We start from the raw sequence: 26,896 nt of genomic DNA, 5'->3' as shown, positions 1-26,896 counted from the left end.
CTTTCGCACAAAAAACATCATGTTGCTGCCGCTACGTTAGCACTACGCTTTCGCACAAAAAACATCATGTTGCTGCCGCTACGTTGCACTACGCTTTCGCACAAAAAACATCTGTTGGCTTAAAGCCCCTGGGGATGGCATGGAATCGAAAAGGAGTTCATAAAGGATGTATCATCGCATCCGTGTGATAATGGCAAACTGACCTGTATCACGCAGGCCTAAGCGCAAAGCCGATTCCGGACGCAATTAGGCCGAGGCAAAATTGATTTAGAAAAATGCCGTGAACGAAAATTCACTGTGCGGAAAATTGTCGATGATTTTAAAAAAGACTCCGAAGTGTCTTATGTTTGTCAAATTAAGCGTACCGATAAATTGAAATTTAATTACTTAACATTATGCTTACCTTGGGAGCGAGGTATTTTATCGGTGAGTGTATACAAACCATGTAATGCTTCCTGTTAATAATGCTGACGAAATCAAAGCTGTAAGAACACTATATGTTCGCCAAATAAGTATCGTTGACCAATCGAAAGCACAGCACAGTATACCAAGGGCAATCGTAGCGATCAGGAAAATAACTGTTACGATTATTCTCTTTTTTGTCATTGGCTGCCGCTCATTCGTTTTCATTCTGCGTAATCCTAAGAGAAATAGCAAAACGGCCAATAGGCAAAGAATAATTGTGATAGACGACAAAACGATATCCAAAAGCTGTGTGCCGCTTATTTCATATGACTGAGTTAGATTGCCATCTAATATATCTTTAACTTTTAGTACCAAGCTTCTATTGATATTTGCGCCATTGGTCAGCAAGCAGATGGCTATTCGTTCATTTAGCAGTATGACCATTTCAGTTCCGAAATTGGGATTGCCCCCTGGGTGCTCTATAATCGTTTGGTCGGCGTTTACCGACCAGCCTGCCGCATAATACATATCGTTGACAGCCGAAACAGACATATCACCCCTATGTGATTTTTCGATAACCGTGTGAAATATTTCGGGTATGTCCTGCACGATACCCATCTGTATGCCCATCCAACGCGCCATATCTTTTGTATTAGAAATGATGTAGGCTGCGGGTTTATTCCCAGCATAATCCGGAGCATTAAATGGAGTTGTCATAAAAAAGGAAGAACGGTAGCCCTGCGCCAACTGTCCAGTGGCTTGAGCATCTTCTTTATAAACATACGTCTGATGAAGACCTAACGGCTGAAATACCTGTTCCCTCATAAAGTCTTCATAGCTTTGTTGCGACACCATCTCAATAACCAAACCCAATATGTCATAATTAACGGTTCCATAGGTATACTGTTCACCGGGAGGAAACGCCAATTCAGCATCCACGAGCATTTCCACAGTCTTTTGCAACATATCCGATGTATTGCCTTGTGGAATATTTTGAGTATGCCTAATATTTGTTAGACCACTGGTATGGTGAAGAAAGTTATTTAGTGTAAGGCTTTGCATATCAACAGGTTTCCCTTGATACTTTAACGTAAACCAAGGTAAATATTTTTGGACAGGGTCAGTCATTGAGAGCAGCCCTTGCTCTTCCAACAGCATAATACCCATACCGGTAAAAGCTTTACTAACCGAGGCTAACTCATAGAGTGTATTTTCACTTGCAGACAACCCCTTTTCACGGTCTGCATACCCTGAAGAAAAGTAGAGCACTTCATCATCAGCAAGTATTGAGATTGACATTCCCGGCACACCTGATATACGACTGGCATCATCTAGCAACGCTTGTATTGCCGCAGATTTCGAATCTGACAACGCATAACTTTGTGTTGCGAATCCTGAGAATAATATAAATATCGTTAATACAAAAACAATAATCTTTTTCATAAATCCTCCTTTTTGAAAAGTTATAAGGGAATAATATAAAAACCTACTTTTGCAACTGCTAGACTAAATTTTCATTTATCTTTCTATTCACCTATATAATATCAAGTAATTGTGAAGAGTTACACTTAAATTAAACAACTTTAAAGAGCCTTGCTACGTAGAATGTAGTAAGGCTCTTAGCTTTTATTAATCAAAATTCAATAACTTTATTATCATTATACATTCATGGCATTTTTCATGTTTATTAATGAGCAAAGTAATCATATGCATTTTTTGTTAATAATGTTATGGTCACAATGATGAATAAAACCCGTACAAAACCGCTACCTTTTTTAATGGCTACACGTGAACCCACCATTGCACCAGCAATTTGAGCGATACCCATTATGAATCCATAGGCAAAATGAACATGTCCTAAGTAGATGAACATTAAAAGACCAGCACAGTTACTTGCTAAATTTAAAAACTTTGCATTACCTGCTGCCTTTAAAAAGTCAAAGCCAACAAGTAAAAAACTAAAGATTAAGAATGATCCTGTACCTGGGCCGAGAAATCCATCATAGAAGCCAATACTAAATAGCAAAAACATAAATAAAACCAAGTGCAAAGGCGATAATGTTTTGACAGCGGATACAGAGCCCCAATCCTTTTTAAAAATTGTATAAACGGCTACTCCTGCAAGCATTATGAGCATGATTGGTTTGAGTAGAGAGGGATTGATTAAATGCACAGTCCATGCGCCAAACAATGACCCTACAAAGGCTAGTGGAAAGTATTTTAAAACAGAACGAATGTCTAGCTGTCCTGAACGATAAAAGGAAATTGTAGAGGTTAATGAACCCATGGTACCTGCTAGCTTATTGGTTGCAACCGCTGCTGCAGGATTTAAACCCGCAAACAACAGAGCAGGTAATGAGATTAAGCCTCCTCCGCCAACTACTGAGTCTACAAAAGCAGCGAGAAACCCAAACGCGATCAATAAAATTACTACATTTACATCTATTTCAAAAAACATGTTGACACCTCATTACATAGTTACTACTGAAATAGTAACTAATTTTCGTTTCTCTGTAAAGATATTTTTTTCATTGGCTTCTATTCGTTAAATTATTCTATAATAAAGGAAATGGAGGGATTGGATGGATGAATTAATCGCCCAATTAAAAGAGCTAGGATTTACAGAATATGAAGCAAAGGCCTATACAGCACTTGTACAAAAGAGCCATATTAGTGCTTATCAGGTCAGCAAAAATTCTGGTATTCCTCGAGCAAGAATTTATGACATTCTGGATGTACTCGTTGAAAAAGGATTAGTGCTAAAAGAGGAAGCTGTTGATCAAACAACCTATTGTTCCATTCCTGTTGAGATGTTTCTGCAGCAAATACAGCAGCGTTGGGAATCGAATTTTACGTCTATTAGTGATCAATTAGAAAAATTAGAATCTAAGGAGCAGGAAGCGGAGCCTAAAGTGTTAATGCTAAAAGGCAGGCAGACCATTATTAATTATTGTCAGTCCTTATTAAAAAAAGCTGAGAAAAAAGTACTTCTTTCTATGTGGGAAGAGATGTATGAAGCCTTACGAGAGGATATTTATGAGGTGGCTGAACAGGTCGCTGTACATGGTATTACGCTATACGTGGATGAGCCTGTGTCATCCATTGATAGGCATCGAATGACCTATTATACAAAAAAATCTTCCACTCCCCATTGGTTTATCTTGTCTATCGATGGGCAAGAGATGATTTATGGACATTCTCCTTCAAATCTTGAAACCGCTTTTATTACAAATGATCCGGTTCACATCTATTTATTAGAAGATTATATTTGGCATGACGTCCTTATTAATCGTCTACTAAGACGAGATGATCATGAGCTTGAGGAATGGATTACGAAAGAACGAAAGGCATTTTTTGTAGAGTAAAAAATAAAGAATCTGCTTGCCTAATACTTAAGAGGCAAGCAGATTCTTTTTTAATAAAATACTTTATCAACATTATATTTAGAACGGAAAACATTAATGGCATATGTTTCGTAAATTTCACGTTCCATCGGATCTTCGATTTCATATACCTCAATTTTGAAAATTTCTTGACGATGATTTTTCATAGGGGATACATTGTCTTCAAAATGCTTTTTTATACGTTGACGAATTTTACGTGCTTTACCGACAAATAAAAGCTCATTTTTCTCATTGTAAAATAAGAAAATACCACCTTTGTCTCGTGTGATTTTATGGAAGTCAATAAATCCGTGGTATGGTGTAATGGGTACATCACCAGGCTTTACATCCTGCTCACGCTGGCGAATGACTGTATCTGGTTTCGGAAATTCAATTTTAATCAAGCTAGTTCACGTTCCTCTCTGTTACTAAAGGTATATGTTAACATAATTACAGCATGTTTACCATAAAATTTCATATGTTGCTATGATAATTAGTGTTCATCAAACTTGAGCTGAACATGCATTGTAATGACGAAATATTCTATGTTTTATTGATATTCTTAATTGTTCATGTTACAATTCATTTTAATTAAATAATCTTATCAAGAGAAGCTGAGGGATTTGGCCCGATGACGCTTCAGCAACCTCTAACAAATGTTAGAAAGGTGCTAATTCCAGCAAAGGGTTTTTCCTTTGAGAGATAAGAGTGAACGTGGTAAAGTCCTTCTCATTCTATCTCGCATGGAATGAGGGGGATTTTTTAATTTCATAAAAGTGTCATTGTAATCATTACGATTAACACTTTTATAAATAAAAGAGAGGGGAATGCAAGATGCCAATTAATATTCCAAAGAACTTACCAGCTGGAGAACATTTACGAGAGGAAAAAATCTTCGTGATGGAAGAGGATCGTGCGAAAACACAACAAATTCGTCCATTAAATATATTAATTTTAAACTTAATGCCTGAGAAAGAGAAGACAGAGCTGCAGTTACTGCGCTTACTCGGGAATACGCCACTGCAGGTCAATATTACATTTTTAAATACAGCAACACATGAATCAAAAAATGTTAGTAAATCACATTTACAGCTTTTTTACACAACTTTCCAACAAATTCGTCATCGCCGCTTTGATGGCATGATTATTACGGGAGCGCCTGTAGAGAAAATGGCTTTTGAAGAGGTGAATTACTGGCAGGAAATCTCACAAATTATGGATTGGTCTAAGAAAAACGTTACATCGATTCTACATATATGTTGGGGGGCACAGGCTGCTTTATATCATCATTATGGGATCGGGAAGGTTGAACTTCCAGCAAAATGCTCAGGGGTTTACTCGCATGTCATTACAGATTTAACAGTGGACTTAGTGCGTGGCTTTAGTGATTTATTTACAGCACCACATTCTCGTTATACATCTGTTTCAATCGATGAAGTACGCAATCACCCTGATTTACGTTTACTGTCCTATTCAGAGGAAGCTGGTGTATTTATTGTGCAGTCCAAGGATAATAAAAACATTATGATTACAGGTCATCTTGAATATGACGCGACAACCTTAGCAGATGAATACGGACGAGATGTTGCGAAAGGGTTAGACATTGCTGTCCCGGTGAACTATTTCCCGAATGACGACCCAACAAATGAGCCCATTAATACATGGCGTGCCCACACCCATTTGTTATTCTCAAACTGGTTGAATTATTATGTTTATCAGGAAACACCATATGAATGGGATTTCGTTGATGAAATTGAATATCATATTTAATTTTGAAGCGAAATAAATGATCAAATGATGACCTGTTAGTTTCAAGGTCATCATTTTTAATGTTCACTTGTATCTTGATCGGATTTTCCATTATCTTCATTTTTAGTCTGTGGTTCACTGGCTTTTTCTAGTTTATTTTCATTTTGTGCCTCATCTTTAGAGTCGCTCTGTTTATTACTATTCTTGTTTTTAGTCTCACTATCTTGCTGCGCCTGATTATTGTTATTTGTTTGAATTTCATTGCTATTTTCACCTTGTGAATTCCCGTCTATTTTGCGGATTTTCGCAATGATCAGCAACGTTAACGGTAAAATAACGGTAAATATCGCAGAAAATATAGGCCAAATTTCATTATTGTAGACATTGGAATGAACAATATTAGGATGAATAATTTGAGAAAGACCAATCATTAATAAACCGAATGGTAAAATAAGTGGACGATGATCCTTTATCTTACATAACTGCGCTACACCAATGACTGATGCGTAAAAATACATAAAAGTCCGAATATAAATGGATACAATCCACATACCAGCCATAATAATTTCAATACGCTGTAAAAAGTTCCCGATTGAAATTCTTTGCGCCAATGCATAGCTAGGGAAAGTACGGGAGGCGGTATTAGCAGGACCTAATACAAGAATACATAAGGTAATTAGAATAATTAAGACAATTCCACCGATAAGTGTTCCTATGTAAAATCCCTTTTGTGCAGATTTTTGGACATTTACGACAGATGGGAAAAGCATTAGCAGTACAACTAGTGGGAAAGAAAAAATACTCATAAATCGAATAATACTATACAATAAGAATTTTTTAGGTGTTTCCAAAATTGGTTGTACATTATCAAAACTAATTTGAGGTGTAATACAAACTGCAAAGACGATAAAAATCAGGATAAAAAAGGGAAATAAAATCTCTGCAGAGCGAGCAAATACTTCGATGCCAAGAAAAGCAGCATATACAATGATGATGCTAAATAACAATGCAAATGCCATCGTAGGTGTTTCCGGCATCACTTCTGTTTTCATGAAAATGCCAATAAAATATAATAGTTCACCTGAGGAAAGAAAGGTAAGAAGTATAAAGCCAACCGCTGTAAATTTCCCTAAAAAGCGACCTAGTATTTTTTCATTTGCCTCAATGAATGTGAGGGAAGGTGTGCGTTTTCCTAAAGAAATATAAAGCTTCACTAACAGAAAGCTGATTGCGACTCCAATGATTGCTGCAATCCATGCATCTTGCTTTGCAGCATTTGCTATAGTGGCAGGAATAATTAATATGGCAGTTCCAATAGAAAAGAGAAGGGTAATGATCATAAATTGCCTTGAACTAATGATTTCTTTTTCCATTATGAGCAACCCCCTTCTTTTTTATTTTGTAAGTGAAACAATTAGATCTCTGATGGGCGAAAAAATAAATGTGATAAAGTCAAGTGGACTTGGAATCTTAAGCTTTAATGCAATGCCAATATTTATTGCAGTAGCAAATAATAAAATAATTGAAAAAGTTATAATCGTTTTCGTTTCTTTCTTTTTCTTTAATTGTGGGATAAAAGCAAAGGCAATTATAGACGAAATAACTAGTATAAAAAGCGTCATTATCAAGGCCTATTCCTCCTTTTTGGATTTATGCAATAATGAATTTTGCAAGGTTCCTAATCCCTGTGTATTTACATGAACCTCAACCTTAATAGGAAGTTCAGGGAAAATTGTATCCCAGTCTTTTTTTATTTTTTTCCACTGTTTTGCATCTGATCGATGGAGTACTTCGCTGAAACCGAAAACATCTACTTGATAATTTTGCTGAACGGTTCTGATTGTATTTTCAACCTGTTGTTTAATAATTTCCTCCGTTTTTTTATTTATATATTTAATGGATTTATTGTTAGAAAGCTTCATATTACATTCAACTTCTCCAACATTTTGTTCCACGTCAATATGCACATTGATCTGAGGAGAGCCCTTTTTAAAATTACCTTTTACTTTGCTAGTTGATTTGGTAATTTCGGTTGACAGAGTACCTCCTTTTTTACAAGCAATAATTTCAATGGTACTCTCTATTTTGTCATTGATAAAGCTAAGGCCTCTGCTTTCATCTTCTGTTAAAAGTCCGATATATCTATCTTTTTTAAAGACGGCTAATCCAGCATATTTTAAAAGTACAGGGGTTTTCACTTTTTTTACATTTGTCTGATCCATACCTAATTTTGGATCACCATGTATTTCAATAGCTGAAAGGGTTGCACTTTTTTCATTGTTGTTTAAAGTATTCACTAAATCATCGATATTGATGGAAATGGTGGAGCCCCAAACTTTTTCTGACACTCTCAGAGAATTTAGCATTTTGTTGGCTGGTACTTTTTCAATCGGTGTCAACACATTTAAAACATCCTTAGCAGATGCCTGATGAGAGAGGATGACATCAAAATCATTTCGAAATTCATGGTCTCTGGAAATTAAATCTAGTGCTTCATTTATTCCCTCTTTCGCTAATTCCTCACCGATAACAACAATCCTAAGATGAGAAAAATAGGGTTTCCTAGCTGCTAAAACCGTCATTTTTCGAATAGCTTCAAAAATGGTTTCTCCTTTTGCGTGATAGGTAATCACGGGAGTTCGTCCAGTAGAAGGCTGTCTAGTAGAAATTTCACTAGGATCTACTACTTGAATCGATAATTCGAATTCATCATCGACCTTATCAATGCCGAACGCTAGGACAATTGCTAATTCATTTAGTTCACGCTTACTCCAGCAACCACTTAGTAGTAAAGGGAGGATGAGAAGGAAACAAATTAAGCTGAATTTTGACATGTACCATTCCTCGTTTATACATTAGATTTATTTCTTTTTTTCGTATCCAAATACTTATGTCCTCTAACATTATTTTTTTGGCTGACTAAGCGTGGTCGAGTCAATAGCGCTCTTCGAGGAAACAATACTAACGCATCTTTTTGATCCTTTAAAATTAGTGGACCGAATGGACTTAAATACGGCACACCAAAAGAGCGAATGCTACATAAATGTAGGATAATAATCATAATGCCAAACATCACACCAAATAAACCTAGCATTGCTGCTACAATCATTAATGGAAAACGTAGAACCCGAATGGTGTTAGATAAACCATAGGCAGGGAACAGGAAGCTACAAATTGCTGTTAAAGCTACGATAATTACCATTACAGCTGATACAATGCCTGCTTCAACGGCTGCCTGACCAATGACTAAGGTTCCCACAATGGATACAGCAGGTCCAATTGTTCTTGGCATTCGAAGACCTGCTTCTCGTAACACCTCAAAGGCAATTTCCATAATAAGTGCTTCAACCACTGCAGGGAAAGGAACGCCTTCTCGTTGGGAGGCAATACTAATAAGCATAGCGGTTGGAAGCATTTCTTGATGAAAGGTGGTAATGGCAACATAGAGTGATGGTGCCACCAACGCAAGGCTTATTCCTAAAAATCTTAATAACCGAATAAGAGAGCTGATGATCCAATTTTGATAGTAATCCTCAGCAGATTGTAAAAAGGAAGTAAATAAAGCGGGTACCACCAGCACAAAGGGTGTACCATCCACTAGAATAGCAATTTTCCCGTCTAACAATTCTCCAGCAATAACATCAGGTCGTTCAGAATTATAGATTGTTGGAAATATTGCGAATTTAGAATCTTGAATAAAATCCTCGATATAGCCACTTTCTAATATGCCGTCAATGTTAATACGGTCAATGCGTGCCAGTACCTCAGCCACTATTTTGTCATTAGCAATACCATTTATATACATAACAGCTATATCTGTTTGGGTTACCTCTCCAACCACACGAGATTTTATCCAAAGATTAGGACTTTTAATTTTTCGACGGATAAGGGCAGTGTTAGTGCGTAACGTTTCAGTAAAGGATTCTCTTGGACCTCTAATCACAGATTCTGTTGATGGCTCTGTAACCTCTCGATCTTTAGCACCTTTTGTACTTGTTACAATACCAAAATTACATCCATTTAATAAGATGACTGTATTGCCATTTAAAATCGCGGTATACAATGCTGAGAAATGAGAAATATTATTGGCATCACCGGCTGTCAAACAAGATTCTTTAATATATTGATGAATTGTTTCTATATCTGTTTCTGAGCCATTTACTTCAACCAGATCGAGCATGAGCTTATCAATAATAGTATCCGAAATGGTTGTTTTATCAGATAAGCCATCCATATAAACAATTGCGATTGTGTGCTTTTCAGCTTTACCAATCGTAATTTCTCGTATAATTAGGTCATTACTATTTCCAAGTGTGTTTCGAATCAGTTTGACATTGCTCGAAAGTGAACTATACAGGAGTTCATTGTTGGAATTTGGTTGGGAGGCATCTGTACTTTTTGAAACGGACATTTACTTTCCTCCTCCAGGTGTGCATTTACTACATATAGAATGGACAAATATCTGTATAGATAAACAAAGATAGAAATTTAATCTATTTAATTGTTGGCAAATAAAAAAGCCGTGTTCCTCTCGTAATAAACGAAAGGAAACACGGCTTTATTTACGATAATCATATTTTAATTCATCGTTTGTAGCATCAATATCTACATGGAGATTGTGGTTATTAAAAAACCATACATCTTTTTCATCAATATAGTAGGTAACCCCGTCAATCTCTGTTTTGACACCAATCTCGATTGGTTCCTCACGCGTCATACCAAGAGAAAAGCCTTCATGAAATGGACTGGAACCTCCGTATCTTGCATAAAAACGAATGGTATCGCCTGATTCTACTTCCATTTCTCGTTTAAACCAATTTAGGGCTTCATCTGTTAGTGCAATATTCATTAGAATGCTCCTCTCTTTGCTACAGCCATTTCACCTTTGGCTCGGTCCCATTTTTAATGCGGCCAATATTTGCGCGGTGACGATAAATAATAAAGGTGAACAAACATGCGACTAAAATAGTTAACGCAAAATCACCTGTAACAAAATAATAAATGATTGAATAAATTAGTGCTACTAAAGCGGCAATCATGGAAGTTAAGCTTACAATCTTTGTGACTTTTAACGTTACAATAAACGTAATAAAAAGTAAGACAAATAATGGCCATGTATATCCTAAGAGAACGCCAGCAGATGTCGCTACGGCCTTCCCTCCACGGAAGCTTGCAAAAATAGGGAACATATGACCAATAACCGCTATAAGTCCAAGAATTAACGAGTGTATGGAGACTTCGGAAAATATCGGTAGTGCTACTAACAATACAGCCGCTGTCCCTTTTAAGACATCCATAATGGTTACGACAATTCCTGCTGTTTTTCCTAAGATACGGAAGGTATTCGTGGCACCCAGATTACCACTACCATGTTCACGAATGTCAGTTTTATAAAATATTTTGCCTATCCATAATCCAGAAGGTATAGAGCCAATTAGATAAGCACATAAAATAATAAGTCCATTTACCATAGTTGGACTCCTTTCATTTCATTGTAATTCATTACTTGGTACTAATAGTTTGTAACAAGTATTTTACACTTTTTCTTGATAATCTACAACGGCATGAAGGAGATTTCATGACGTTCCTTGAATTCAATACAAAAGAAAACTATTTTTTCAAGGGTTTCGATATGTATAATGATTAGGTTAGGCTATTTGACACGAGTATCCTTGCATTAAGACAAGCCTTTTCTAAAAATATAGGTAAAATGGCAATTTTGTCAATCATCCTTTCCTTTGGTAGAATAGAAGTCTATCTTAAATTTCATGGAAATGCTAGTATAAATCATCAGTCAGACAGAAGATACCCACTTAGTTGTTCATACATATCCACTCTTATTCAAGTGGCTATCAAATGCTTCTGCATGAAAAATTGAAAACCTTCACGAGCTATCTTTGTTTTAGCCGAAAGTTTATAATCGGTTATTAGTCATTCGATGTCTTATCTTGAAGCGGCAATGTTTTTGTACCGAAAGCTTAGCCTCAGGTACAGACAACTTTTATCCTTAAGCGGCGTATTTAGCGGATGACTTTGAAGAGGAGCTTAACTATGGAGAAATTTAGATGTCATTACGCTGTGGCATAATCGATTTATGCAACAAAAACTTAGGTCCTTGCGTCAAGGGAATATAATAGCTTATGACAATGCGGATCATTACTTTTAAAAACGAAGAAGCTGTGAGGAATAAAAAATTTTATTGGGCCTGTCGCTAGCTATTGACAGGAAATGCTATTATTATTAGGAAGAGAAGATAAATAGAACATGCGTTTGTTTTTTGGAGGGGAATTTTTTGACGAATAAACAGTCACCAAGCGTCTATAATGATGACGCTATACAAGTATTAGAAGGATTAGAAGCGGTACGAAAGAGACCCGGCATGTATATCGGTTCTACAGATGGCCGTGGTCTTCATCACCTTGTGTATGAAATCGTGGATAATGCGGTGGATGAAGCATTGGCTGGCTTTGGTTCTCATATTATTGTCAAGATTCATAAAGATCAAAGTATTAGCGTGCGAGACTTCGGTCGTGGAATGCCTACTGGTATGCATAAGATGGGAAAGCCAACACCTGAAATTATTTTTACGGTTTTACATGCTGGTGGCAAATTTGGACAAGGCGGCTATAAAACAAGTGGCGGTTTACACGGCGTAGGTTCTTCTGTCGTTAATGCGTTATCAACATTTTTAGAGGTGACTATACATCGCGACGGTAAGAAATATTGCCAACGTTTTGAAAATGGTGGTCATCCAGTTACGACACTTGAAGAAATCGGCAGTACGAAACAGACAGGCACTCTAGTCCATTTTCTACCAGATGACAAGATTTTTTCTGTTACAAAGTTTAATTATGATACACTTGCAGAACGTTTACGTGAGTCAGCATTTTTATTGAAGGGCTTAAAAATTGAGTTAATTGATGAACGCGAGGAAGGCAAAGGTGATGTGTTCTTTTATGAGAACGGCATTGAAGCTTTCGTTGCGTATTTGAATGAGGAAAAAGACGTTCTTCATCCTGTCAAATATGTAGAAGGGATTCAGGATGATATTGAAGTAGAATTTGCATTCCAATATAACGATGGCTATTCAGAAACAATTCTATCTTTTGTTAACAATGTTCGTACACGTGATGGCGGCACACATGAAACAGGCGCAAAAGCAGCATTAACACGTGTTTTTAATGAATACGCAAGAAAGATAGGTCTGTTAAAAGATAAAGATAAAAACCTTGAAGGGACAGATATTCGCGAGGGTCTAGCAGCAATTGTGTCTGTACGTATTCCTGAGCATTTACTACAATTTGAGGGTCAAACAAAAGGCAAGCTAGGGACGAGTGAGGCTCGTTCTGCCGTAGATAGTGTGGTCTCTGAGCAAATTTTATATGTGCTCGAGGAAAATGCTGAGCTATCTGCATCCCTTGTGCGTAAAGCTATTCGTGCACAGCAAGTTCGTGAAGCGGCTCGTAAAGCACGTGAAGATGCACGAAATGGCAAAAAGAACAAAAAGGCCAGTACCATTCTTTCAGGAAAATTAACGCCCGCACAATCTCGCAATGCTGCGAAAAACGAGCTCTATTTAGTCGAAGGAGATTCTGCTGGAGGCTCAGCAAAGCAAGGGCGTGATCGTACATTCCAAGCCATATTACCTTTGCGCGGTAAAGTCATTAATACGGAAAAAGCCAAGCTACAGGACATCATGAAAAATGAGGAAATTTCAACGATTATTCATGCTATTGGTGCAGGTGTTGGTACAGATTTCTCTGTTGAGGATTCAGCCTATGATAAAGTCGTTATTATGACCGATGCTGATACAGATGGTGCACATATTCAAGTGCTGCTATTAACGTTTTTTTACCGTTACATGCGTCCATTAATTGAAGCAGGTAAGGTCTTTATTGCCTTACCACCTCTGTATAAAATTTCAAAGGGCACTGGTAAAAAAGAAGTGATTGAATATGCTTGGACTGAAAATGATTTACAGAAGGCCATCAAAAAAGTTGGAAAGGGTTACATACTACAGCGCTATAAAGGTCTTGGTGAGATGAATGCAGACCAGCTGTGGGATACGACGATGAACCCAGAAACACGCACATTAATTCGTGTAACGATTGAGGATGGTGCACGTGCTGAAAGACGTGTTACAACATTAATGGGCGATAAAGTTGAACCACGCCGTAAATGGATCGAAGCCAATGTAAACTTCGGTATGGAGGATGATTCAAATATTTTAGACAATGAATTCATCCAACAAGAGGAGGACCAAGCATGAGTAGTACGGAAAAGTTTCAAGATTTACCTTTAGAAGAAGTGATGGGTGACCGTTTTGGTCGCTATAGTAAATACATTATTCAAGACCGCGCGTTGCCTGATGCACGTGACGGTCTTAAGCCTGTGCAGCGTCGTATATTATATGCAATGTTTTCCGAGGGGAATACACATGATAAACCATTTCGAAAATCCGCTAAAACAGTTGGGAATGTAATTGGTAACTATCATCCTCATGGTGATAGCTCAGTTTATGAGGCTATGGTGCGCATGAGTCAAGATTGGAAAGCGCGTCATATGCTGATTGAGATGCATGGGAATAATGGGTCAGTGGATGGTGATCCGCCAGCAGCGATGCGTTATACGGAAGCAAGACTTTCAGCTATTGCTGCAGAAATGTTACGTGATATTGGCAAGAAAACCGTTGAATTTGTGCCAAACTTTGATGATCAGGATATGGAGCCAACCGTTTTACCAGCACGCTTCCCGAATTTACTAGTGAATGGCTCAACAGGTATTTCAGCCGGCTATGCAACCGATATTCCTCCACATGCTCTTGATGAGGTGCTTGACGGGGTTTTAATGCGCTTAGAAAAGCCTCACTCAACGGTCGATGAGTTAATGACCGTTATTAAAGGTCCAGATTTCCCAACTGGTGGCATTATTCAAGGTGTTGATGGCATCAAAAAAGCTTATGAAACGGGCCGCGGTAAAATCATTGTCCGTGCACAAGCCGCTGTGGAGCCAATTAAGGGGGGCAAAGAGCAGATTGTCATTACGGAATTGCCATATGATGTTAATAAAGCGAACCTTGTTAAAAAAATAGATGAGCAACGTGTTGATAAGCGTCTAGAAGGTATCGCGGAAATTCGTGATGAATCAGATCGTACAGGTTTACGTGTGGTCATTGAACTGAAAAAAGATGTACCAGGACAAGGTATTTTAAATTATTTATTTAAAACAACAGATTTACAAGTAGCTTATAATTTTAATATGATTGCCATTCATAATCGTCGTCCAACGATGATGACACTGCCATTATTACTTGATGCGTATATTGCACATCAAAAAGAAGTCGTTACCAACCGTTCAATCTATGATTTACAAAAGGCTAAGGATCGTTCGCATATCGTTGACGGCTTAATTAAGGCATTGTCTATTTTAGATGAAGTAATTGCTACGATTCGTTCTTCAAATGATAAAAAAGATGCGAAATTAAACTTACAAACTAAGTTTGACTTTACAGAGGTACAATCTGAGGCGATCGTTAGCTTGCAATTATACCGTTTAACGAACACGGACATTACAGAGCTTCGCCAAGAACAGGATGAATTAAATAAATTAATTGCTAAGCTAGAAGGCATTCTTAATAGTGAGGTAAAGCTTATTCGTGTCATAAAACAGGAGTTGCTTGATATTAAAAAACGCTTTACAGAGCCACGCCGTTCGAAAATTGAACAAGAAATTGAAGAAATCAAAATTACATTAGATGTCCTTGTACCAAGTGAAGAGGTTGTTGTGACTGTGACTAAGGATGGTTATATTAAACGTACTTCTACACGTTCCCATGCAGCCTCAAATGGTCAGGATATAGCGATGAAGGATTCAGATTATTTATTATATGAAGAAACCTTAAATACACAGCATCATCTGCTGCTGTTCACAAATCGAGGCAATTATATTTATCAGCCTGTTCATGAGCTACCAGACATTCGCTGGAAGGATCTCGGTCAGCATATTTCTAGTATTGTGCCGACTGGAGAGGATGAATCCATTATTGCAGTCTATGGTTTCGAGACATTTGAGCAAGCGAATACTTATATTTTAACAGCTACGAAAGATGGACAAATTAAACGCTCTCCTTTAGCAGATTATGCAGTTACCCGTTATTCAAAGCCGATAAAGACAATGAATGTTAAAGCTGGCGATGAAATGATTTTTGCAGATTTCGTAACGGATGACACTGAATTACTATTAACAACCGATACAGCCTATGCGATTCGTTTCCCAATGGAAGAATTACCAGTAACGGGTGTCAAAACTGGTGGTGTTAAAGGAATTACCTTAAAAGATGGGGAAGCATTAGTGGGTGTTAATGTTTTACAGCCAAACGACACAGAATATGTTGTTATTGTAACGCAGCGAGGTGCTGTGAAGAAAATGAATGTAGCTGAAGTTGAGATGGCAAGTCGCGCAAAACGGGGCTTAAAGGTGTTAACAGAATTAAAAGCAAATCCTCATCGTATCGTTGCAGTAGTCAAAGCTACAGATGAGGAGCATGTTATCATTGAAACTGAAAAAGGTGTGCAAGAGGTTATTGATGTACAAGCATTAACACGAGCAGATCGTCATTCAAATGGCTCATTCAAGGTAGATATTGCAACTGATGGACAGATTTCACACGTATTAACTGCAAAAAAAGAACAAAACCCAAGCTAGATTGATGAAGCCTCTTTATAAGATTAAAGTCGATTTGCCACAAAACTGTGATGCAAATCGACTTTTTTTAGTTTTAAAGTGCCCTTCGTTATGAATGCAGGGTTTTTAATTTTTATTCAGCAAATGCCATTAATATAAAATTAATGAAAAGGTGAAACCAACAAGCATTGTGCTTTGTCTAACTTATACAAATTGAAGAAGGGAGGGAATTGCTTGGAGAAACAACAAAGAGATATACATTTACGGGAGGTTATGGATTTATACGGTCATTACTTACTTCGACTAGCTTATACATATGTAAAAAATAAAGAAAGGGCAGAGGATATTGTACAGGAAGTATTCATCCGCTATTACATTCATATGGAGCAATTTGAAGGGCGTTCTAGTGTCAAAACTTACTTATACCGTATGGTCGTCAACGAGTGTCATAATTACTTTAAAAGCTGGGCATATCGGAAAACAGAGTTAACTAGTCTTTTTAAAAAGCAGGAAGCCTCTATTTCAGTGGAATCACAAATTTTAAAGCAGGAGGAAATGGATGTAATTGCTCACAGCATTACTACATTAGAAACGAAATATCGAGAGGTCCTTTGGCTTTATTACTATGATGAACTATCTATCACAGAAATCGCATCCATTTTACAATGTTCAATCAATACAGTGAAAACAAGGCTAGCAAGAGGGAGAAAACGAGTAGGCATCCAATTAGAAAAGGAGGGATTTTATAATGGAAATGAATTTACGTAATCGATTAAAGGCTACAATACCAGATCAAATAGCATTAACTTCCCAAAAAAAAGAAGAGATTTTAGAAGCTGCTCATGTAAGATTGGAGCAACAGCAAACCCCTGTAAAAAAACATATGTGGAAGCCCTTTGCGGTAGGAATTTCAGCTTTAGCTCTTACGGCTTTATTAAGTTATCCAGTTATAGATGAAATAAAGGAACAATTGACAATATCGCAAATAACTGAGCAATCCTATGAAGAAATTAGTATCCCTGGTCGATCTGCTGATACATTATTTACAGCTGACTTTGATGATGCAACGAACTCCTTTTATTATTACGAAGGCAATACCATTTATTCCTACGCACTCGATACACATATTGAAAAAGCGGAAGTAACAAGTGAATTCCCTATTTCAAAAATGTTAGTAAATGAAAATTGGCTTGTTTGGATGGCTGATGATAGGAATTCTGTGTTTGTAAAAAATAGAGAAACATTAGAGATCAAAGGCTTTTCTACGGATACTTTTATAGATTTTGAAGATGATACACTACTGACAACAATATCTGATACAACGACAGGTCATACCATTTATAGCTTAACAAATCTGCGTACAAACGAGGTAAAACAATTTAAACAAGCCTTTGATAATAGTGCAGTAAGTCAGCCAATTTATCAAGACAATAAATTGCTCCTACCAAGTGCCTTTAAAAAAGATGGAATAGAAACAGTTCGCTTTACACTCTATGATGTTGGAACAGAAAAAGAAAAGCAATATGATTTCCCTTTTAAAGGCATACATGACGTGGCACTTACTGACCATAAAATCTATGCTTCCTTTAGATCTGGAGAAAGCTTAGAGACAGGATATGTTGATTTAGAAGATGGCTCCTATCATAAACTTGATGGTAAAAAAGCCATTACTTTAACAGCCTATCAAAATAAGTTTGCTCTATACGAATGGATACCGAAGGAGGAACATTACCGCTTTAGATTATATCAAGTCGAAGAAGATGGTTCATTAACACCACTTTACGACTTTAAAGATATTTCATTAATCCTCTTTGAGCCACGTTATACTAAGGAAGGGACATTACAGGTATTTGGGATAAATGAAAAGTATCTCACGGAGGATGGAATTCATGAAGCGAAAGATGCTGCAATTAAAATATTTTTACAGCGTTAATATTAAATAGAGCCTTGTCAATTGCAGTGAGATATGGGTATAATAATCATCGAAAAGTTCATATGGAAAGAATGTAGGGGGGCTGGTAGTTGCCAGCTGAGATTGTGTCCGTTAGATGCTGACCCTTTGAACCTGATTTGGCTCGTACCAGCGTAGGGAACATCTATTCAAAAAAAGTAAATTTTTGATATTGATTGACAACGTCTGGGAGAAATCCTGGGCGTTTTTTTGTTAAATGTACATATCTTGGGTGCAGATAATCCATAAATACGCTTTCTTCTGGTTAGAGCATTCCTTCATGAACACTTTCACACTACTTACTGGGAGGATTCAGCATGAAAAAATGGTTATTGGTTCTTATGGCTGCCCTTTTAACATTAGCGGGCTGTAGCGAAAAAGAGGATACCAAAAAGGATGAGCATGCGTTAAAGAAGGTGTCCGTTGTACTTGATTGGATGCCAAATACAAATCATACAGGGCTATATGTTGCTAAGAAATTAGGTTATTTTGAAGAGCAGGGCTTAGATGTTGATATCTTACAACCTGGTGACGCAGGAGCAGATCAGCTTGTAGCATCTGGCAAGGCACAATTTGGCGTAAGCTATCAGGAGGGAATTACACAGGCTCGTGTACAGGGTGTACCTCTGGTATCGATTGCGGCGATTATTCAGCATAATACTTCTGGCTTTGCCTCAATCGCCTCCAAAGGTATTACATCACCGAAGAAATTTGAAGGTAAAACATATGGCGGCTGGGGAGCTCCACTAGAGCAGGCCGTACTACAATCATTAATGCAAACTGAAAATGCAGATATTAATAAATTAGATATTATTAATGCTGGCGATATAGATTTCTTTACAATGATGAAAAAAGATATTGATTTTGCATGGATTTATTATGCTTGGACTGGGATTGAAGCTGAGCTTCGTGATGAAAAACTGAACATGCTGTATTTAACAGATTATAGTGACCAACTGGATTATTATACACCCGTTCTTGCTACAAATGAAAAAATGATTAAAGATGATCCAAAGACCGTTGAAGCATTTATCGCTGCCGTGGCAAAGGGCTATGAATACGCGATCAGTAATCCAGGTGAGGCGGCAGATGTTTTACTTGAGGCAGTACCTGATTTAGATAAAGACCTTGTGCATAAAAGTCAGGAGTGGCTGGCAAATAAATATCAGGATGACGCTGCTCAATGGGGCGAGCAAAAGCTAGCTGTCTGGGAAAACTATGCGAAGTGGATGACTAGCAACAACGTTTTAGAGGGCGAATTTAACGCAGAACAAGCATTTACAAACGACTTTTTACCGAAAAAGGAGACGAAGTAACATGGCAAACTCATTAATCAGTGTACAAATTATTCCGAAAACAGAAAAATATGAAGATGTGATTCCATTTGTCGATGCGGCCATTGCTATTATTGATGCATCAGGCGTGAAATATGAGGTGCATCCTTTAGAAACGACGATGGAGGGGGAGCTGACAACGTTACTACAAATTATAGAACGAATGAATAACAAAATGATAGAGCTTGGGGCTATCAATGTTATTACACAAGTGAAAATTTTATATCAGCCATCAGGTATTACTATGGATACATTAACGGAGAAATACCAGTGATGAAGCAGGCAATACAAAAGGGAAGGTCGATAATTTTTATCGCCTTCCTCTTATTCATATGGGAGCTAATCGTGCGTTTGGCAGATATCCCTCATTGGTTATTGCCGGCACCAAGTGCTATTTTAGCAGAAGGGGTACGATCGTTTGAAACATTTTTGCCTCATGCCTTCGCAACCGTGCAATTAGCTTTACTAGGACTTACAATTGGCATATGTTGTGGACTAGCAGTTGCTGTGCTCCTACATCGTTTTTCATTTATTCGAGAGCTATTTTATCCCATTCTTATTATGTCACAAAACGTTCCAATACTTGTCCTAGCGCCCTTGTTAATTATTTGGTTTGGCTTTGGTTTATTACCTAAGCTTATCATTATTTGCCTAGTATGCTTTTTTCCGATTGTTATTGCAGCAATGGATGGCTTTCGTCAAACCTCACCAGAGTTGAAGCATTATTTTGAGATGATTGGGGCAACAAAGGCACAAACCTTTTGGAAGTTAGAATGGCCATTTGCATATCCATCTATTTTTTCGGGTATTAAAATTGCCGCTACCTACAGCGTTATGGGGGCTGTTATTGCGGAGTGGCTAGGTGCTAAAAAGGGTATTGGGGTCTATATGACATTGGCACAGTCATCATTTCGTACAGATCGTGTGTTTGTGGCCATTTTGGCTATTATATGTTTAAGTTTAGTGTTATTTACCGCTATTCGACTGCTAGAAAAAATCATTGTGAAGGGGAGAGGATTCCATGCTAAGCGTTCAAAATATTGATAAATCCTTTAATTCTCTTCAGGTCATTCAAGATTTATCCTTTGAGGTTAAGGACGGTGAATTTGTGGCAATCATTGGTCCATCTGGTAGCGGGAAAAGCACACTATTTCAACTAATTGGTGGTGTTTCTTCTATTGATAAGGGAGCCATTTTATTAGATGGTACAGATATACAGCAGAACAGAGGAACAATTGGCTATATGCCTCAGCAACCCTGTTTACTACCATGGCGAACCATTTTAGAAAATGTCACAATTGTAGAAGAGCTTCAGCAAAAGCCGAATGTGGAACTTGCCAAGGAGTGGTTAGCAAAAGTGGGTCTTGCTTCATTTATAAATGCCTATCCGAATGAACTATCTGGCGGTATGCAACAGCGAGTGTCCTTTATCCGTGCAATCGTTACTGACAAGCCTATATTATGCTTAGATGAGCCATTTTCTGCACTAGATGAGTTTACGAGACTGGAAATGCAGGCTTGGCTATTATCCATTTGGGAAAAATATCGAAAATCCATTTTATTTGTTACCCATAGTATTGAGGAAGCGCTATTTTTGGCAGATCGGATTATTGTGCTATCAAAACGGCCAGCAACAATTAAACAAGAAATAGTTGTTCCGTTTGCACGACCACGACAAGAGAAAATTCGTCATTCTGAGACATTTACAGCATTAAAAGAACAATTATTTATGTTTTTAAAAGAAGAAAAGGATGATGTTTATGTTGATTGATGCTCATATTCATTTAGATCAGTATCAAGACAATGATATACCCTCTTTACTAGAGGAGGCAGAATATGTTATTGCTGTCAGTATGAATCTTGCATCATGTGAAAAAACGTGGATGCTATCGAAAGCCTATAAAAATGTAAAGGCTGCATTTGGCTTTCATCCTGAGCAAGTCTTACCTAGTAAAATGGAAATGGATGCTTTATTTGATTGGATACGTCAACATGCACATGAAATGATAGCAATAGGGGAAGTAGGTTTGCCTTATTATTTAAAGCAAGAAAAATCTATTGATTATCGTCCATATACAGCATTGTTGGAAAGGTTTATTTTGTTAGCAAAAGAATTAGATAAACCAATTATTTTACATGCCGTTTATGAGGATGCAGCATTTGTTTGTGATTTGCTTGAAAAACATCGAGTAACGAAAGCCCATTTCCATTGGTTCAAGGGAGATGAGAAAGTAATAGAACGCATGATCCAGAATGGCTATTTTATTTCTGTTACACCTGATTGTACGTATGAGGAGGAGATTCAACAGCTTATTACGAGATATCCAATCGAGCTAATCATGGTGGAAACGGATGGGCCTTGGCCATTTGAAGCTTCGTTTGAAAATAAACGTACATCTCCCTGGATGATGAATCATTCTATAGCGGTCATTGCTTCAATAAAGGGGATATCAATGCAGGAAGCGGCTAAAAGCATTACACAAAATACAAAATCATTTTACAATCTATCATAAATAAAAAAGCAGTATATAGAATGTTTATTCATCTATACGCTGCTTTTTGTATTTTGTGAAGTTGCGTTCCAAGGTTTCTTGTTTAGTCTTTGTGACACGTTCATGTGTACTAAAAGGGGAGGATTGACGATCGATTTCAACATTTTTTCCTTTTGTACGCTTTAAATGCATACGTTTCTTTTTGGCTTTTGATTGTGACATAGGATTACCTCCAATTGCTTATTATCAATATAATACTGAATAAAACAGAAAATGTAAAACCTCGTAAGTAAGTTACTTACGAGGTAGTTGTCATATTATTAGTGAGATACGTCTTGTACAGAAATACCTGTGTTTGCTTTAACATCCACTTCGCGATATTTCTTGTCATCACTTTCTTTAGAAAGTAATGTTCCAATGAAACCACCAATGAAACCAAGAGGTACCGAAATTAATGCTGGATTTGTTAACATAATTAACGGTTCACCCACGAAAATTGCTTTTCCTTCAACTGGATTCCAGATGTTTGGAGATACCGCAACAAGTACTAATGCAGAGATTAAACCTGTTAGCATTGCCGTTACAGCACCAGCTGTGTTAAAGCGTTTCCAATAGATAGTATAAATGATTACTGGTAGGTTAGCAGAACCTGCAATACAGAATGCAAGTGATACTAAGAACGCTACGTTTAATGTTTGTGCACCAAGTGCTAAAAGGATAGAAACAATTGAAATTGTAATCGAACCGATACGAGCTGCAAGTACTTGCTCTTTTTCTGTAATTTGACCTTTTTTAATGATTTGACCATAAATATCATGAGAAAGGGCAGACGCGCCAGAAAGTACAAGACCTGCTACTACCGCTAAAATTGTTGCAAATGCTACCGCGCAAACGAATGAGAATAGAATGTCGCCACCAAGTGCTTCTGCAAGAAGTGGAGCAGCCATGTTACCAGCTGCGTTTGCTGCAATAATTTCTTCTTTACCAACGAATTTTGCTGCACCGAAGCCTAGGAAGATTGTTAGTACATAAAAGATACCTACAATCCATGTAGCCCAAATAACTGAAGAACGAGCTGTCTTCGCATCTTTTACTGTAAAGAAACGCATTAGGATGTGTGGAAGACCAGCAGTACCTAATACAAGAGCGATTAACATTGAGATTGTATCAATACCATTTGTATATTTAAGACCAGGGTTTAAATAAGCTGCACCGCTTTCAGTAGCAGTCCCCATTTCTTTAAACATTGTAGCAATGCTGAAGCCGAACTCTTTTAATACTAAGAATGAAATAATGATAGTACCTAACATTAAAAGACATGCTTTAATAATTTGTACCCAAGATGTAGCAGTCATACCACCGAATAATACGTAAGTTGTCATCATTACACCTACGATTAATACGGCAATCCAATAGTCGATCCCTAAAAGTAATTGAATAAGTGCTCCTGCACCAACTAGTTGTGCAATCATGTAGAATAAAACAATTGTAATAGTGCTTAAAGCTGCTGTTCCACGAACTTTTGAGCTATTGAAACGCGCAGTAATCATGTCAGCTAATGTAAATTTACCAAGGTTACGTAAAGGCTCTGCAACAATGTATAATACCACTAAGTAAGCTACTAAATAACCAATAGAGAAGAAGAATCCATCAAATCCAAATAATGCAACTGCACCAGCAATCCCTAGGAAAGAGGCTGCCGATAAATAGTCACCAGCAATAGCTAGTCCATTTTGCCAGCCTGTTAATCCACCGCCTGCAGTATAAAAGTCACTTGCTGAAGAAGTACGTTTAGATGCCCACCATGTAATAACTAATGTTAAACCTACAATGGCAACGAAAAAGAATATGGCTGTAAAACTCATTCCTCCATCATTCATCGGCGGCCACCTCCGTTCTCATATTCAGCGATAATCGCCTTTGCTTCTTTATCGTAGCTGTTCGCTTTTGCTACATATAAATGACATAACCCCCATGTCATAATGAATAATCCTGCTGCATAAACCCACACCCAAGTGATTTCCCCAAATGCCTTTTGGTGTAGAATTGTCGTGTACGAAGTAAGAATTGGTAACAACATATATGCTGCTAAAAAGATTACAGTCATTGACCAAAGAAATGAATTCTTTCTTCGTACAAGTGCTTTAAACGATTGTTGATTTGCAATTGCATCATAGTCAATCACGACGCCTTTGTTTGCTTGATTGTTCGCCATTAACATTCCCCATTTTGTGTTTATTTTTACTGCTTCAAGACTTGATTTTGCTAGTTAAGTGAATTCACATCTTAATTTTATGAGACAGTTCACAAAATTGCAATACATTTCAGAAAAATTATGTAAAAAAAATTTTTAGAAAAATAGTCTTAGAAGAGAAAATTTATGACAAAGCCTAGAAATATAGGGGTTTTGGAAAATTCAGATAAATATACGAAATGGGGACAAATCTAGATTTCGGGGCATAAAATAAGGTTAAAATTTGAAAAAAAAATTATTTTTTCCATAAAAATTAAACACTATTTACCTAGTGAAAAATGGTTTTTTTCTGTTTTTTGGAAACAGAATAGTATTGTTCAATAAGTAAATTGGTAAAATTTTTATAATAAAAAAGTAAAAAACTTGATAAAAAATCGAGTTTTTTACTTATATTGTTAGTGTTGTAGAACAGGTAGAGGCACTTATGAAATTACATAAAAATTAATGTGAAATATCAGAAACCGATACACCTGTATTTGCTTTAACACGAATTTCCTTGTAAATGCGATCTGCTTCTGCCTGTGAAACTTTGCTAGAGGAAAGAACAGAACCTAAGTAACCAGCGATAAAACCAAGTGGAATTGTAATAATGGCTGGCACGGCTAAAGGCACAATAGGGTTACCAACAAAGATTGCCGCTCCTTCAACAGGACTCCATACATTTGGACCCATTGCCCCTAAAATTAAACATGATACTAAACCAGTTACCATTGCCATAACAGCACCTGTGGAATTGAATTTTTTCCAATAAATTGTGTAAAGAATAACAGGTAGATTTGCTGAAGCTCCAATACAAAATGCAAAGGAAACTAAGAACGATACATTTAGGTTTTGCGCAAAAAGAGCAAGAACAATCGACACAATGGCAATCGAAATAGAGCCAGTTCGAGCAGCAAGAACCTGTTGCTTTTCAGTTAATTTACCACCTTTTATAATTTCACCATAAATATCATGAGAAATCGCAGAAGCACCAGTTAAAACTAAGCCTGAGACAACGGCTAAAATAGTGGCAAATGCTACTGCACCAATAAATGCCATTAACACATCCCCGCCTAAGAACTGAGCAAGAAGTGGGGCAGCAGTGTTACCTGCTTTACTTTCAGCAAGTATTTTATCTAAGCCTACAAAATTTAATGCACCAAAGCCTAAGAAAATAGTTAATGAGAAGAAAATAGCTGTAATCCAAGTAGTCCATGAAATAGAAGCCCGGGCAGTTTTTGCGTCTTTAACAGTAAAGAAGCGCATTAAAATATGTGGTAAACCAGATGTACCTAAAACAAGGGCCATCATCATCGAAACAGAATCGACCGTACTTGTATATTTTATCCCTGGTACAAGGAATTTTTCACCGTGATCAACAGCGATTGTATCAAACATCTTCATAAGAGAGAAATCAAATTTAACTAATACCAGTGTAGCTAATAAACCTGTCCCAAATAATAGAAGACTTGCTTTAATGATTTGAACCCAAGATGTAGCAGTCATACCGCCAAACAATACATAAGTTGTCATCATCACGCCGACGATTAACACAGCAATCCAATATTCAATCCCGAATAAAAGTTTAATAAGAGCACCAGCACCTACTAGTTGAGCAATCATATAAAGAATAACGATAATAATTGTTCCTGAAGCTGCAACTCCACGGATACGTTTTTCATTAAAACGAGCAGTTAGCATATCAGCTAATGTATAACGGCCTAAATTACGCATTGGCTCTGCAATTACATATAATAGAACTAAGTTTGCTACTACATAACCAACTGAGAAGAAAAAGCCATCAAAACCTGTTAAAGCAATTGCACCAGATACACCTAGAAATGCGGCTGCAGATAAATAGTCACCAGCAATCGCAAAACCATTTTGCCAGCCTTTAAGACCTCCTCCAGCAGTATAAAAATCCGCTGCAGATGACGTGCGCTTTGCAGCGATATAGGTAACAACAAGTGTTAATCCAACAATTGCTAAAAAGAAACCAACAGATACCAAGTTCATTTATTTTCCACCTTTCGCATGATATTCTGCTAGCACGGCTGCTGCAGCTTTATCGAATGAAGAAGCTTTTTTTACATATACTGTACAAAGTACGATTGTCATAATGAATAACCCTGCTGAATAAACCCAAACACCTGTAATATTTCCGACGAATTTTTGTTGTAGTACAGGCTGAAAAGCAAGGATTGGTAGCAAGATATAAAGAATTAAAAATGCTGCTGTAATCGAGAAAAGAAAGGTATTTTTCTTTTTCACGAACTTGTTGAACGATTCCATAGCTTCAATTGCACTATAATCAACTGATTCTACATTTTTGTTACCAGAAATGTTTGCCATTATTATTCCCCCTAAAGTGTTATATTTCTGTTTTAAACGGCATATTTCTTTCTTTATCGCCGTTATATTCACTTATTTTATGAGGTATATTCTTATAATGCAATACTAAATTTTGAGTTTTTATAATTTTTAGTCTCTTTGCGTTTATGGAAATAACATAGAAATAATAAGGATTTAATAGAAATATTCCGTATGAAAGAGAACCGAATTACCTACTAGAATAATATTATTGAAATAGTTTAGTGATAATAATTTTGAATGTAGGAGAATATTTAAACACGAAAGAGAATTTTAATGAATTTGTTATTGCGCTA

25 protein-coding genes and 2 riboswitches are annotated in these 26,896 nt (G+C 37.0%); of the genes, 11 read left to right on the top strand and 14 right to left on the bottom strand.

The window, feature by feature from the left end; all coding sequences use genetic code 11:
• Nucleotides 1-420: 420 nt before the first annotated feature.
• Nucleotides 421-1,848 (bottom strand): serine hydrolase domain-containing protein, encoded by a 1,428-nt coding sequence (locus AC2CGN_RS18975; protein ID WP_484515563.1) that lies wholly within the window; start codon nucleotides 1,846-1,848, stop codon nucleotides 421-423.
• Between the two features lie 244 nt (nucleotides 1,849-2,092).
• Nucleotides 2,093-2,863: a TSUP family transporter gene (locus tag AC2CGN_RS18970; RefSeq protein WP_429987371.1), complete on the bottom strand. Its 771-nt coding sequence runs from the start codon at nucleotides 2,861-2,863 to the stop codon at nucleotides 2,093-2,095.
• A gap of 124 nt (nucleotides 2,864-2,987) precedes the next feature.
• On the opposite strand from AC2CGN_RS18970, the gene AC2CGN_RS18965 reads away from it, so the two are divergent.
• On the top strand, nucleotides 2,988-3,770 hold the full coding sequence (locus AC2CGN_RS18965; protein ID WP_484515560.1) for a TrmB family transcriptional regulator: 783 nt from the start codon (nucleotides 2,988-2,990) through the stop codon (nucleotides 3,768-3,770).
• Nucleotides 3,771-3,820: 50 nt separating this feature from the next.
• On the opposite strand, the gene AC2CGN_RS18960 is transcribed toward AC2CGN_RS18965, so the two are convergent.
• On the bottom strand, nucleotides 3,821-4,192 hold the full coding sequence (locus tag AC2CGN_RS18960) for a nucleotide excision repair endonuclease (protein ID WP_484515558.1): 372 nt from the start codon (nucleotides 4,190-4,192) through the stop codon (nucleotides 3,821-3,823).
• A gap of 194 nt (nucleotides 4,193-4,386) precedes the next feature.
• Nucleotides 4,387-4,497: riboswitch (SAM riboswitch) on the top strand.
• Between the two features lie 125 nt (nucleotides 4,498-4,622).
• Between AC2CGN_RS18960 and metA the strand changes: the two genes are divergently transcribed.
• Nucleotides 4,623-5,558 (top strand): homoserine O-acetyltransferase MetA, encoded by a 936-nt coding sequence (gene metA / locus AC2CGN_RS18955; RefSeq protein WP_429981931.1) that lies wholly within the window; start codon nucleotides 4,623-4,625, stop codon nucleotides 5,556-5,558.
• A 56-nt stretch (nucleotides 5,559-5,614) separates the two neighbouring features.
• On the opposite strand, the gene AC2CGN_RS18950 is transcribed toward metA, so the two are convergent.
• The 6 genes from AC2CGN_RS18950 to plsY all read right to left on the bottom strand — a co-directional run bounded on the left by AC2CGN_RS18950 (nucleotide 5,615) and on the right by plsY (nucleotide 11,008).
• Nucleotides 5,615-6,910 (bottom strand): GerAB/ArcD/ProY family transporter, encoded by a 1,296-nt coding sequence (locus AC2CGN_RS18950; RefSeq protein WP_484515556.1) that lies wholly within the window; start codon nucleotides 6,908-6,910, stop codon nucleotides 5,615-5,617.
• 21 nt (nucleotides 6,911-6,931) lie between these two features.
• Nucleotides 6,932-7,159: a hypothetical protein gene (locus tag AC2CGN_RS18945; protein ID WP_484515652.1), complete on the bottom strand. Its 228-nt coding sequence runs from the start codon at nucleotides 7,157-7,159 to the stop codon at nucleotides 6,932-6,934.
• Nucleotides 7,160-7,168: 9 nt separating this feature from the next.
• Nucleotides 7,169-8,371: a Ger(x)C family spore germination protein gene (locus AC2CGN_RS18940; protein ID WP_484515554.1), complete on the bottom strand. Its 1,203-nt coding sequence runs from the start codon at nucleotides 8,369-8,371 to the stop codon at nucleotides 7,169-7,171.
• A gap of 14 nt (nucleotides 8,372-8,385) precedes the next feature.
• A complete protein-coding gene (locus AC2CGN_RS18935) occupies nucleotides 8,386-9,948 on the bottom strand; it encodes a spore germination protein (RefSeq protein WP_484515552.1) in 1,563 nt (520 codons plus the stop codon).
• Nucleotides 9,949-10,095: 147 nt separating this feature from the next.
• Nucleotides 10,096-10,386: a HesB/YadR/YfhF family protein gene (locus AC2CGN_RS18930; RefSeq protein ID WP_429985381.1), complete on the bottom strand. Its 291-nt coding sequence runs from the start codon at nucleotides 10,384-10,386 to the stop codon at nucleotides 10,096-10,098.
• 19 nt (nucleotides 10,387-10,405) lie between these two features.
• Nucleotides 10,406-11,008 carry a glycerol-3-phosphate 1-O-acyltransferase PlsY gene (gene plsY, locus AC2CGN_RS18925; protein WP_429981925.1) on the bottom strand — a complete coding sequence of 201 codons (603 nt, stop codon included), beginning with the start codon at nucleotides 11,006-11,008 and terminating at the stop codon, nucleotides 10,406-10,408.
• Between the two features lie 821 nt (nucleotides 11,009-11,829).
• On the opposite strand from plsY, the gene parE reads away from it, so the two are divergent.
• From parE to AC2CGN_RS18880, 9 genes are all read left to right on the top strand, one after another.
• Nucleotides 11,830-13,806, top strand: coding sequence for a DNA topoisomerase IV subunit B (gene parE, locus AC2CGN_RS18920; RefSeq protein WP_429981924.1), 1,977 nt, complete (start codon nucleotides 11,830-11,832; stop codon nucleotides 13,804-13,806).
• Nucleotides 13,803-16,241: a DNA topoisomerase IV subunit A gene (gene parC, locus AC2CGN_RS18915; RefSeq protein ID WP_484515549.1), complete on the top strand. Its 2,439-nt coding sequence runs from the start codon at nucleotides 13,803-13,805 to the stop codon at nucleotides 16,239-16,241. Before parE ends, parC begins: the two co-directional genes overlap by 4 nt.
• Before the next feature lie 213 nt (nucleotides 16,242-16,454).
• Complete coding sequence (locus AC2CGN_RS18910) at nucleotides 16,455-16,988, top strand: sigma-70 family RNA polymerase sigma factor (RefSeq protein ID WP_484515547.1); 534 nt, start codon at nucleotides 16,455-16,457, stop codon at nucleotides 16,986-16,988.
• Nucleotides 16,969-18,153: a hypothetical protein gene (locus AC2CGN_RS18905; protein ID WP_484515545.1), complete on the top strand. Its 1,185-nt coding sequence runs from the start codon at nucleotides 16,969-16,971 to the stop codon at nucleotides 18,151-18,153. The genes AC2CGN_RS18910 and AC2CGN_RS18905 overlap by 20 nt, the downstream gene beginning before the upstream one ends.
• Before the next feature lie 65 nt (nucleotides 18,154-18,218).
• Nucleotides 18,219-18,329, top strand: a riboswitch (TPP riboswitch).
• Between the two features lie 159 nt (nucleotides 18,330-18,488).
• Complete coding sequence (locus AC2CGN_RS18900; protein ID WP_484515543.1) at nucleotides 18,489-19,487, top strand: ABC transporter substrate-binding protein; 999 nt, start codon at nucleotides 18,489-18,491, stop codon at nucleotides 19,485-19,487.
• Nucleotide 19,488: 1 nt separating this feature from the next.
• The gene (locus tag AC2CGN_RS18895; RefSeq protein ID WP_286925131.1) at nucleotides 19,489-19,779 is read left to right on the top strand and encodes a thiamine-binding protein; all 291 of its coding nucleotides are present in this window, start codon (nucleotides 19,489-19,491) and stop codon (nucleotides 19,777-19,779) included.
• Nucleotides 19,779-20,549 (top strand): ABC transporter permease, encoded by a 771-nt coding sequence (locus tag AC2CGN_RS18890; RefSeq protein ID WP_484515541.1) that lies wholly within the window; start codon nucleotides 19,779-19,781, stop codon nucleotides 20,547-20,549. Before AC2CGN_RS18895 ends, AC2CGN_RS18890 begins: the two co-directional genes overlap by 1 nt.
• On the top strand, nucleotides 20,527-21,276 hold the full coding sequence (locus tag AC2CGN_RS18885; RefSeq protein ID WP_484515539.1) for an ABC transporter ATP-binding protein: 750 nt from the start codon (nucleotides 20,527-20,529) through the stop codon (nucleotides 21,274-21,276). The genes AC2CGN_RS18890 and AC2CGN_RS18885 overlap by 23 nt, the downstream gene beginning before the upstream one ends.
• The gene (locus AC2CGN_RS18880) at nucleotides 21,266-22,018 is read left to right on the top strand and encodes a TatD family hydrolase (protein ID WP_484515537.1); all 753 of its coding nucleotides are present in this window, start codon (nucleotides 21,266-21,268) and stop codon (nucleotides 22,016-22,018) included. The genes AC2CGN_RS18885 and AC2CGN_RS18880 overlap by 11 nt, the downstream gene beginning before the upstream one ends.
• Before the next feature lie 24 nt (nucleotides 22,019-22,042).
• Here AC2CGN_RS18880 and AC2CGN_RS18875 read toward each other — a convergent pair whose 3' ends face one another.
• The 5 genes from AC2CGN_RS18875 to AC2CGN_RS18855 form a co-directional block, all read right to left on the bottom strand.
• Nucleotides 22,043-22,219 carry a hypothetical protein gene (locus AC2CGN_RS18875; protein WP_286925128.1) on the bottom strand — a complete coding sequence of 59 codons (177 nt, stop codon included), beginning with the start codon at nucleotides 22,217-22,219 and terminating at the stop codon, nucleotides 22,043-22,045.
• Nucleotides 22,220-22,317: 98 nt separating this feature from the next.
• Nucleotides 22,318-23,862, bottom strand: coding sequence for a solute symporter family protein (locus AC2CGN_RS18870; RefSeq protein WP_484515650.1), 1,545 nt, complete (start codon nucleotides 23,860-23,862; stop codon nucleotides 22,318-22,320).
• A gap of 11 nt (nucleotides 23,863-23,873) precedes the next feature.
• Nucleotides 23,874-24,212 carry a DUF485 domain-containing protein gene (locus AC2CGN_RS18865; protein WP_283868113.1) on the bottom strand — a complete coding sequence of 113 codons (339 nt, stop codon included), beginning with the start codon at nucleotides 24,210-24,212 and terminating at the stop codon, nucleotides 23,874-23,876.
• A 480-nt stretch (nucleotides 24,213-24,692) separates the two neighbouring features.
• On the bottom strand, nucleotides 24,693-26,246 hold the full coding sequence (locus tag AC2CGN_RS18860) for a solute symporter family protein (RefSeq protein ID WP_429985380.1): 1,554 nt from the start codon (nucleotides 26,244-26,246) through the stop codon (nucleotides 24,693-24,695).
• Nucleotides 26,247-26,582, bottom strand: a complete 336-nt coding sequence (locus tag AC2CGN_RS18855; RefSeq protein WP_286925124.1) for a DUF485 domain-containing protein — start codon at nucleotides 26,580-26,582, stop codon at nucleotides 26,247-26,249. It lies immediately after the preceding gene.
• Between the last annotated feature and the right edge of the window lie 314 nt (nucleotides 26,583-26,896).

Source organism: Lysinibacillus sp. DFXJR4 (genome assembly GCF_057196045.1).
Note: the sequence above shows the minus strand (reverse complement) of the source record. Positions and strands in the feature narration are given on the sequence as shown.

Coding starts and splice junctions, on each gene's coding strand:
- AC2CGN_RS18870 (WP_484515650.1), bottom strand. CDS start 23,862: ATGAGTTTTACAGCCATATTCTTTTTCGTTGCCATTGTAGGTTTAACA.
- AC2CGN_RS18940 (WP_484515554.1), bottom strand. CDS start 8,371: ATGTCAAAATTCAGCTTAATTTGTTTCCTTCTCATCCTCCCTTTACTA.
- AC2CGN_RS18890 (WP_484515541.1), top strand. CDS start 19,779: ATGAAGCAGGCAATACAAAAGGGAAGGTCGATAATTTTTATCGCCTTC.
- AC2CGN_RS18855 (WP_286925124.1), bottom strand. CDS start 26,582: ATGGCAAACATTTCTGGTAACAAAAATGTAGAATCAGTTGATTATAGT.
- AC2CGN_RS18975 (WP_484515563.1), bottom strand. CDS start 1,848: ATGAAAAAGATTATTGTTTTTGTATTAACGATATTTATATTATTCTCA.
- AC2CGN_RS18970 (WP_429987371.1), bottom strand. CDS start 2,863: ATGTTTTTTGAAATAGATGTAAATGTAGTAATTTTATTGATCGCGTTT.
- plsY (WP_429981925.1), bottom strand. CDS start 11,008: ATGGTAAATGGACTTATTATTTTATGTGCTTATCTAATTGGCTCTATA.
- AC2CGN_RS18950 (WP_484515556.1), bottom strand. CDS start 6,910: ATGGAAAAAGAAATCATTAGTTCAAGGCAATTTATGATCATTACCCTT.
- metA (WP_429981931.1), top strand. CDS start 4,623: ATGCCAATTAATATTCCAAAGAACTTACCAGCTGGAGAACATTTACGA.
- AC2CGN_RS18885 (WP_484515539.1), top strand. CDS start 20,527: ATGCTAAGCGTTCAAAATATTGATAAATCCTTTAATTCTCTTCAGGTC.
- AC2CGN_RS18930 (WP_429985381.1), bottom strand. CDS start 10,386: ATGAATATTGCACTAACAGATGAAGCCCTAAATTGGTTTAAACGAGAA.
- AC2CGN_RS18875 (WP_286925128.1), bottom strand. CDS start 22,219: ATGTCACAATCAAAAGCCAAAAAGAAACGTATGCATTTAAAGCGTACA.
- parC (WP_484515549.1), top strand. CDS start 13,803: ATGAGTAGTACGGAAAAGTTTCAAGATTTACCTTTAGAAGAAGTGATG.
- AC2CGN_RS18880 (WP_484515537.1), top strand. CDS start 21,266: ATGTTGATTGATGCTCATATTCATTTAGATCAGTATCAAGACAATGAT.
- AC2CGN_RS18935 (WP_484515552.1), bottom strand. CDS start 9,948: ATGTCCGTTTCAAAAAGTACAGATGCCTCCCAACCAAATTCCAACAAT.
- AC2CGN_RS18905 (WP_484515545.1), top strand. CDS start 16,969: ATGGAAATGAATTTACGTAATCGATTAAAGGCTACAATACCAGATCAA.
- AC2CGN_RS18945 (WP_484515652.1), bottom strand. CDS start 7,159: ATGACGCTTTTTATACTAGTTATTTCGTCTATAATTGCCTTTGCTTTT.
- AC2CGN_RS18860 (WP_429985380.1), bottom strand. CDS start 26,246: ATGAACTTGGTATCTGTTGGTTTCTTTTTAGCAATTGTTGGATTAACA.
- AC2CGN_RS18865 (WP_283868113.1), bottom strand. CDS start 24,212: ATGGCGAACAATCAAGCAAACAAAGGCGTCGTGATTGACTATGATGCA.
- AC2CGN_RS18895 (WP_286925131.1), top strand. CDS start 19,489: ATGGCAAACTCATTAATCAGTGTACAAATTATTCCGAAAACAGAAAAA.
- AC2CGN_RS18900 (WP_484515543.1), top strand. CDS start 18,489: ATGAAAAAATGGTTATTGGTTCTTATGGCTGCCCTTTTAACATTAGCG.
- AC2CGN_RS18965 (WP_484515560.1), top strand. CDS start 2,988: ATGGATGAATTAATCGCCCAATTAAAAGAGCTAGGATTTACAGAATAT.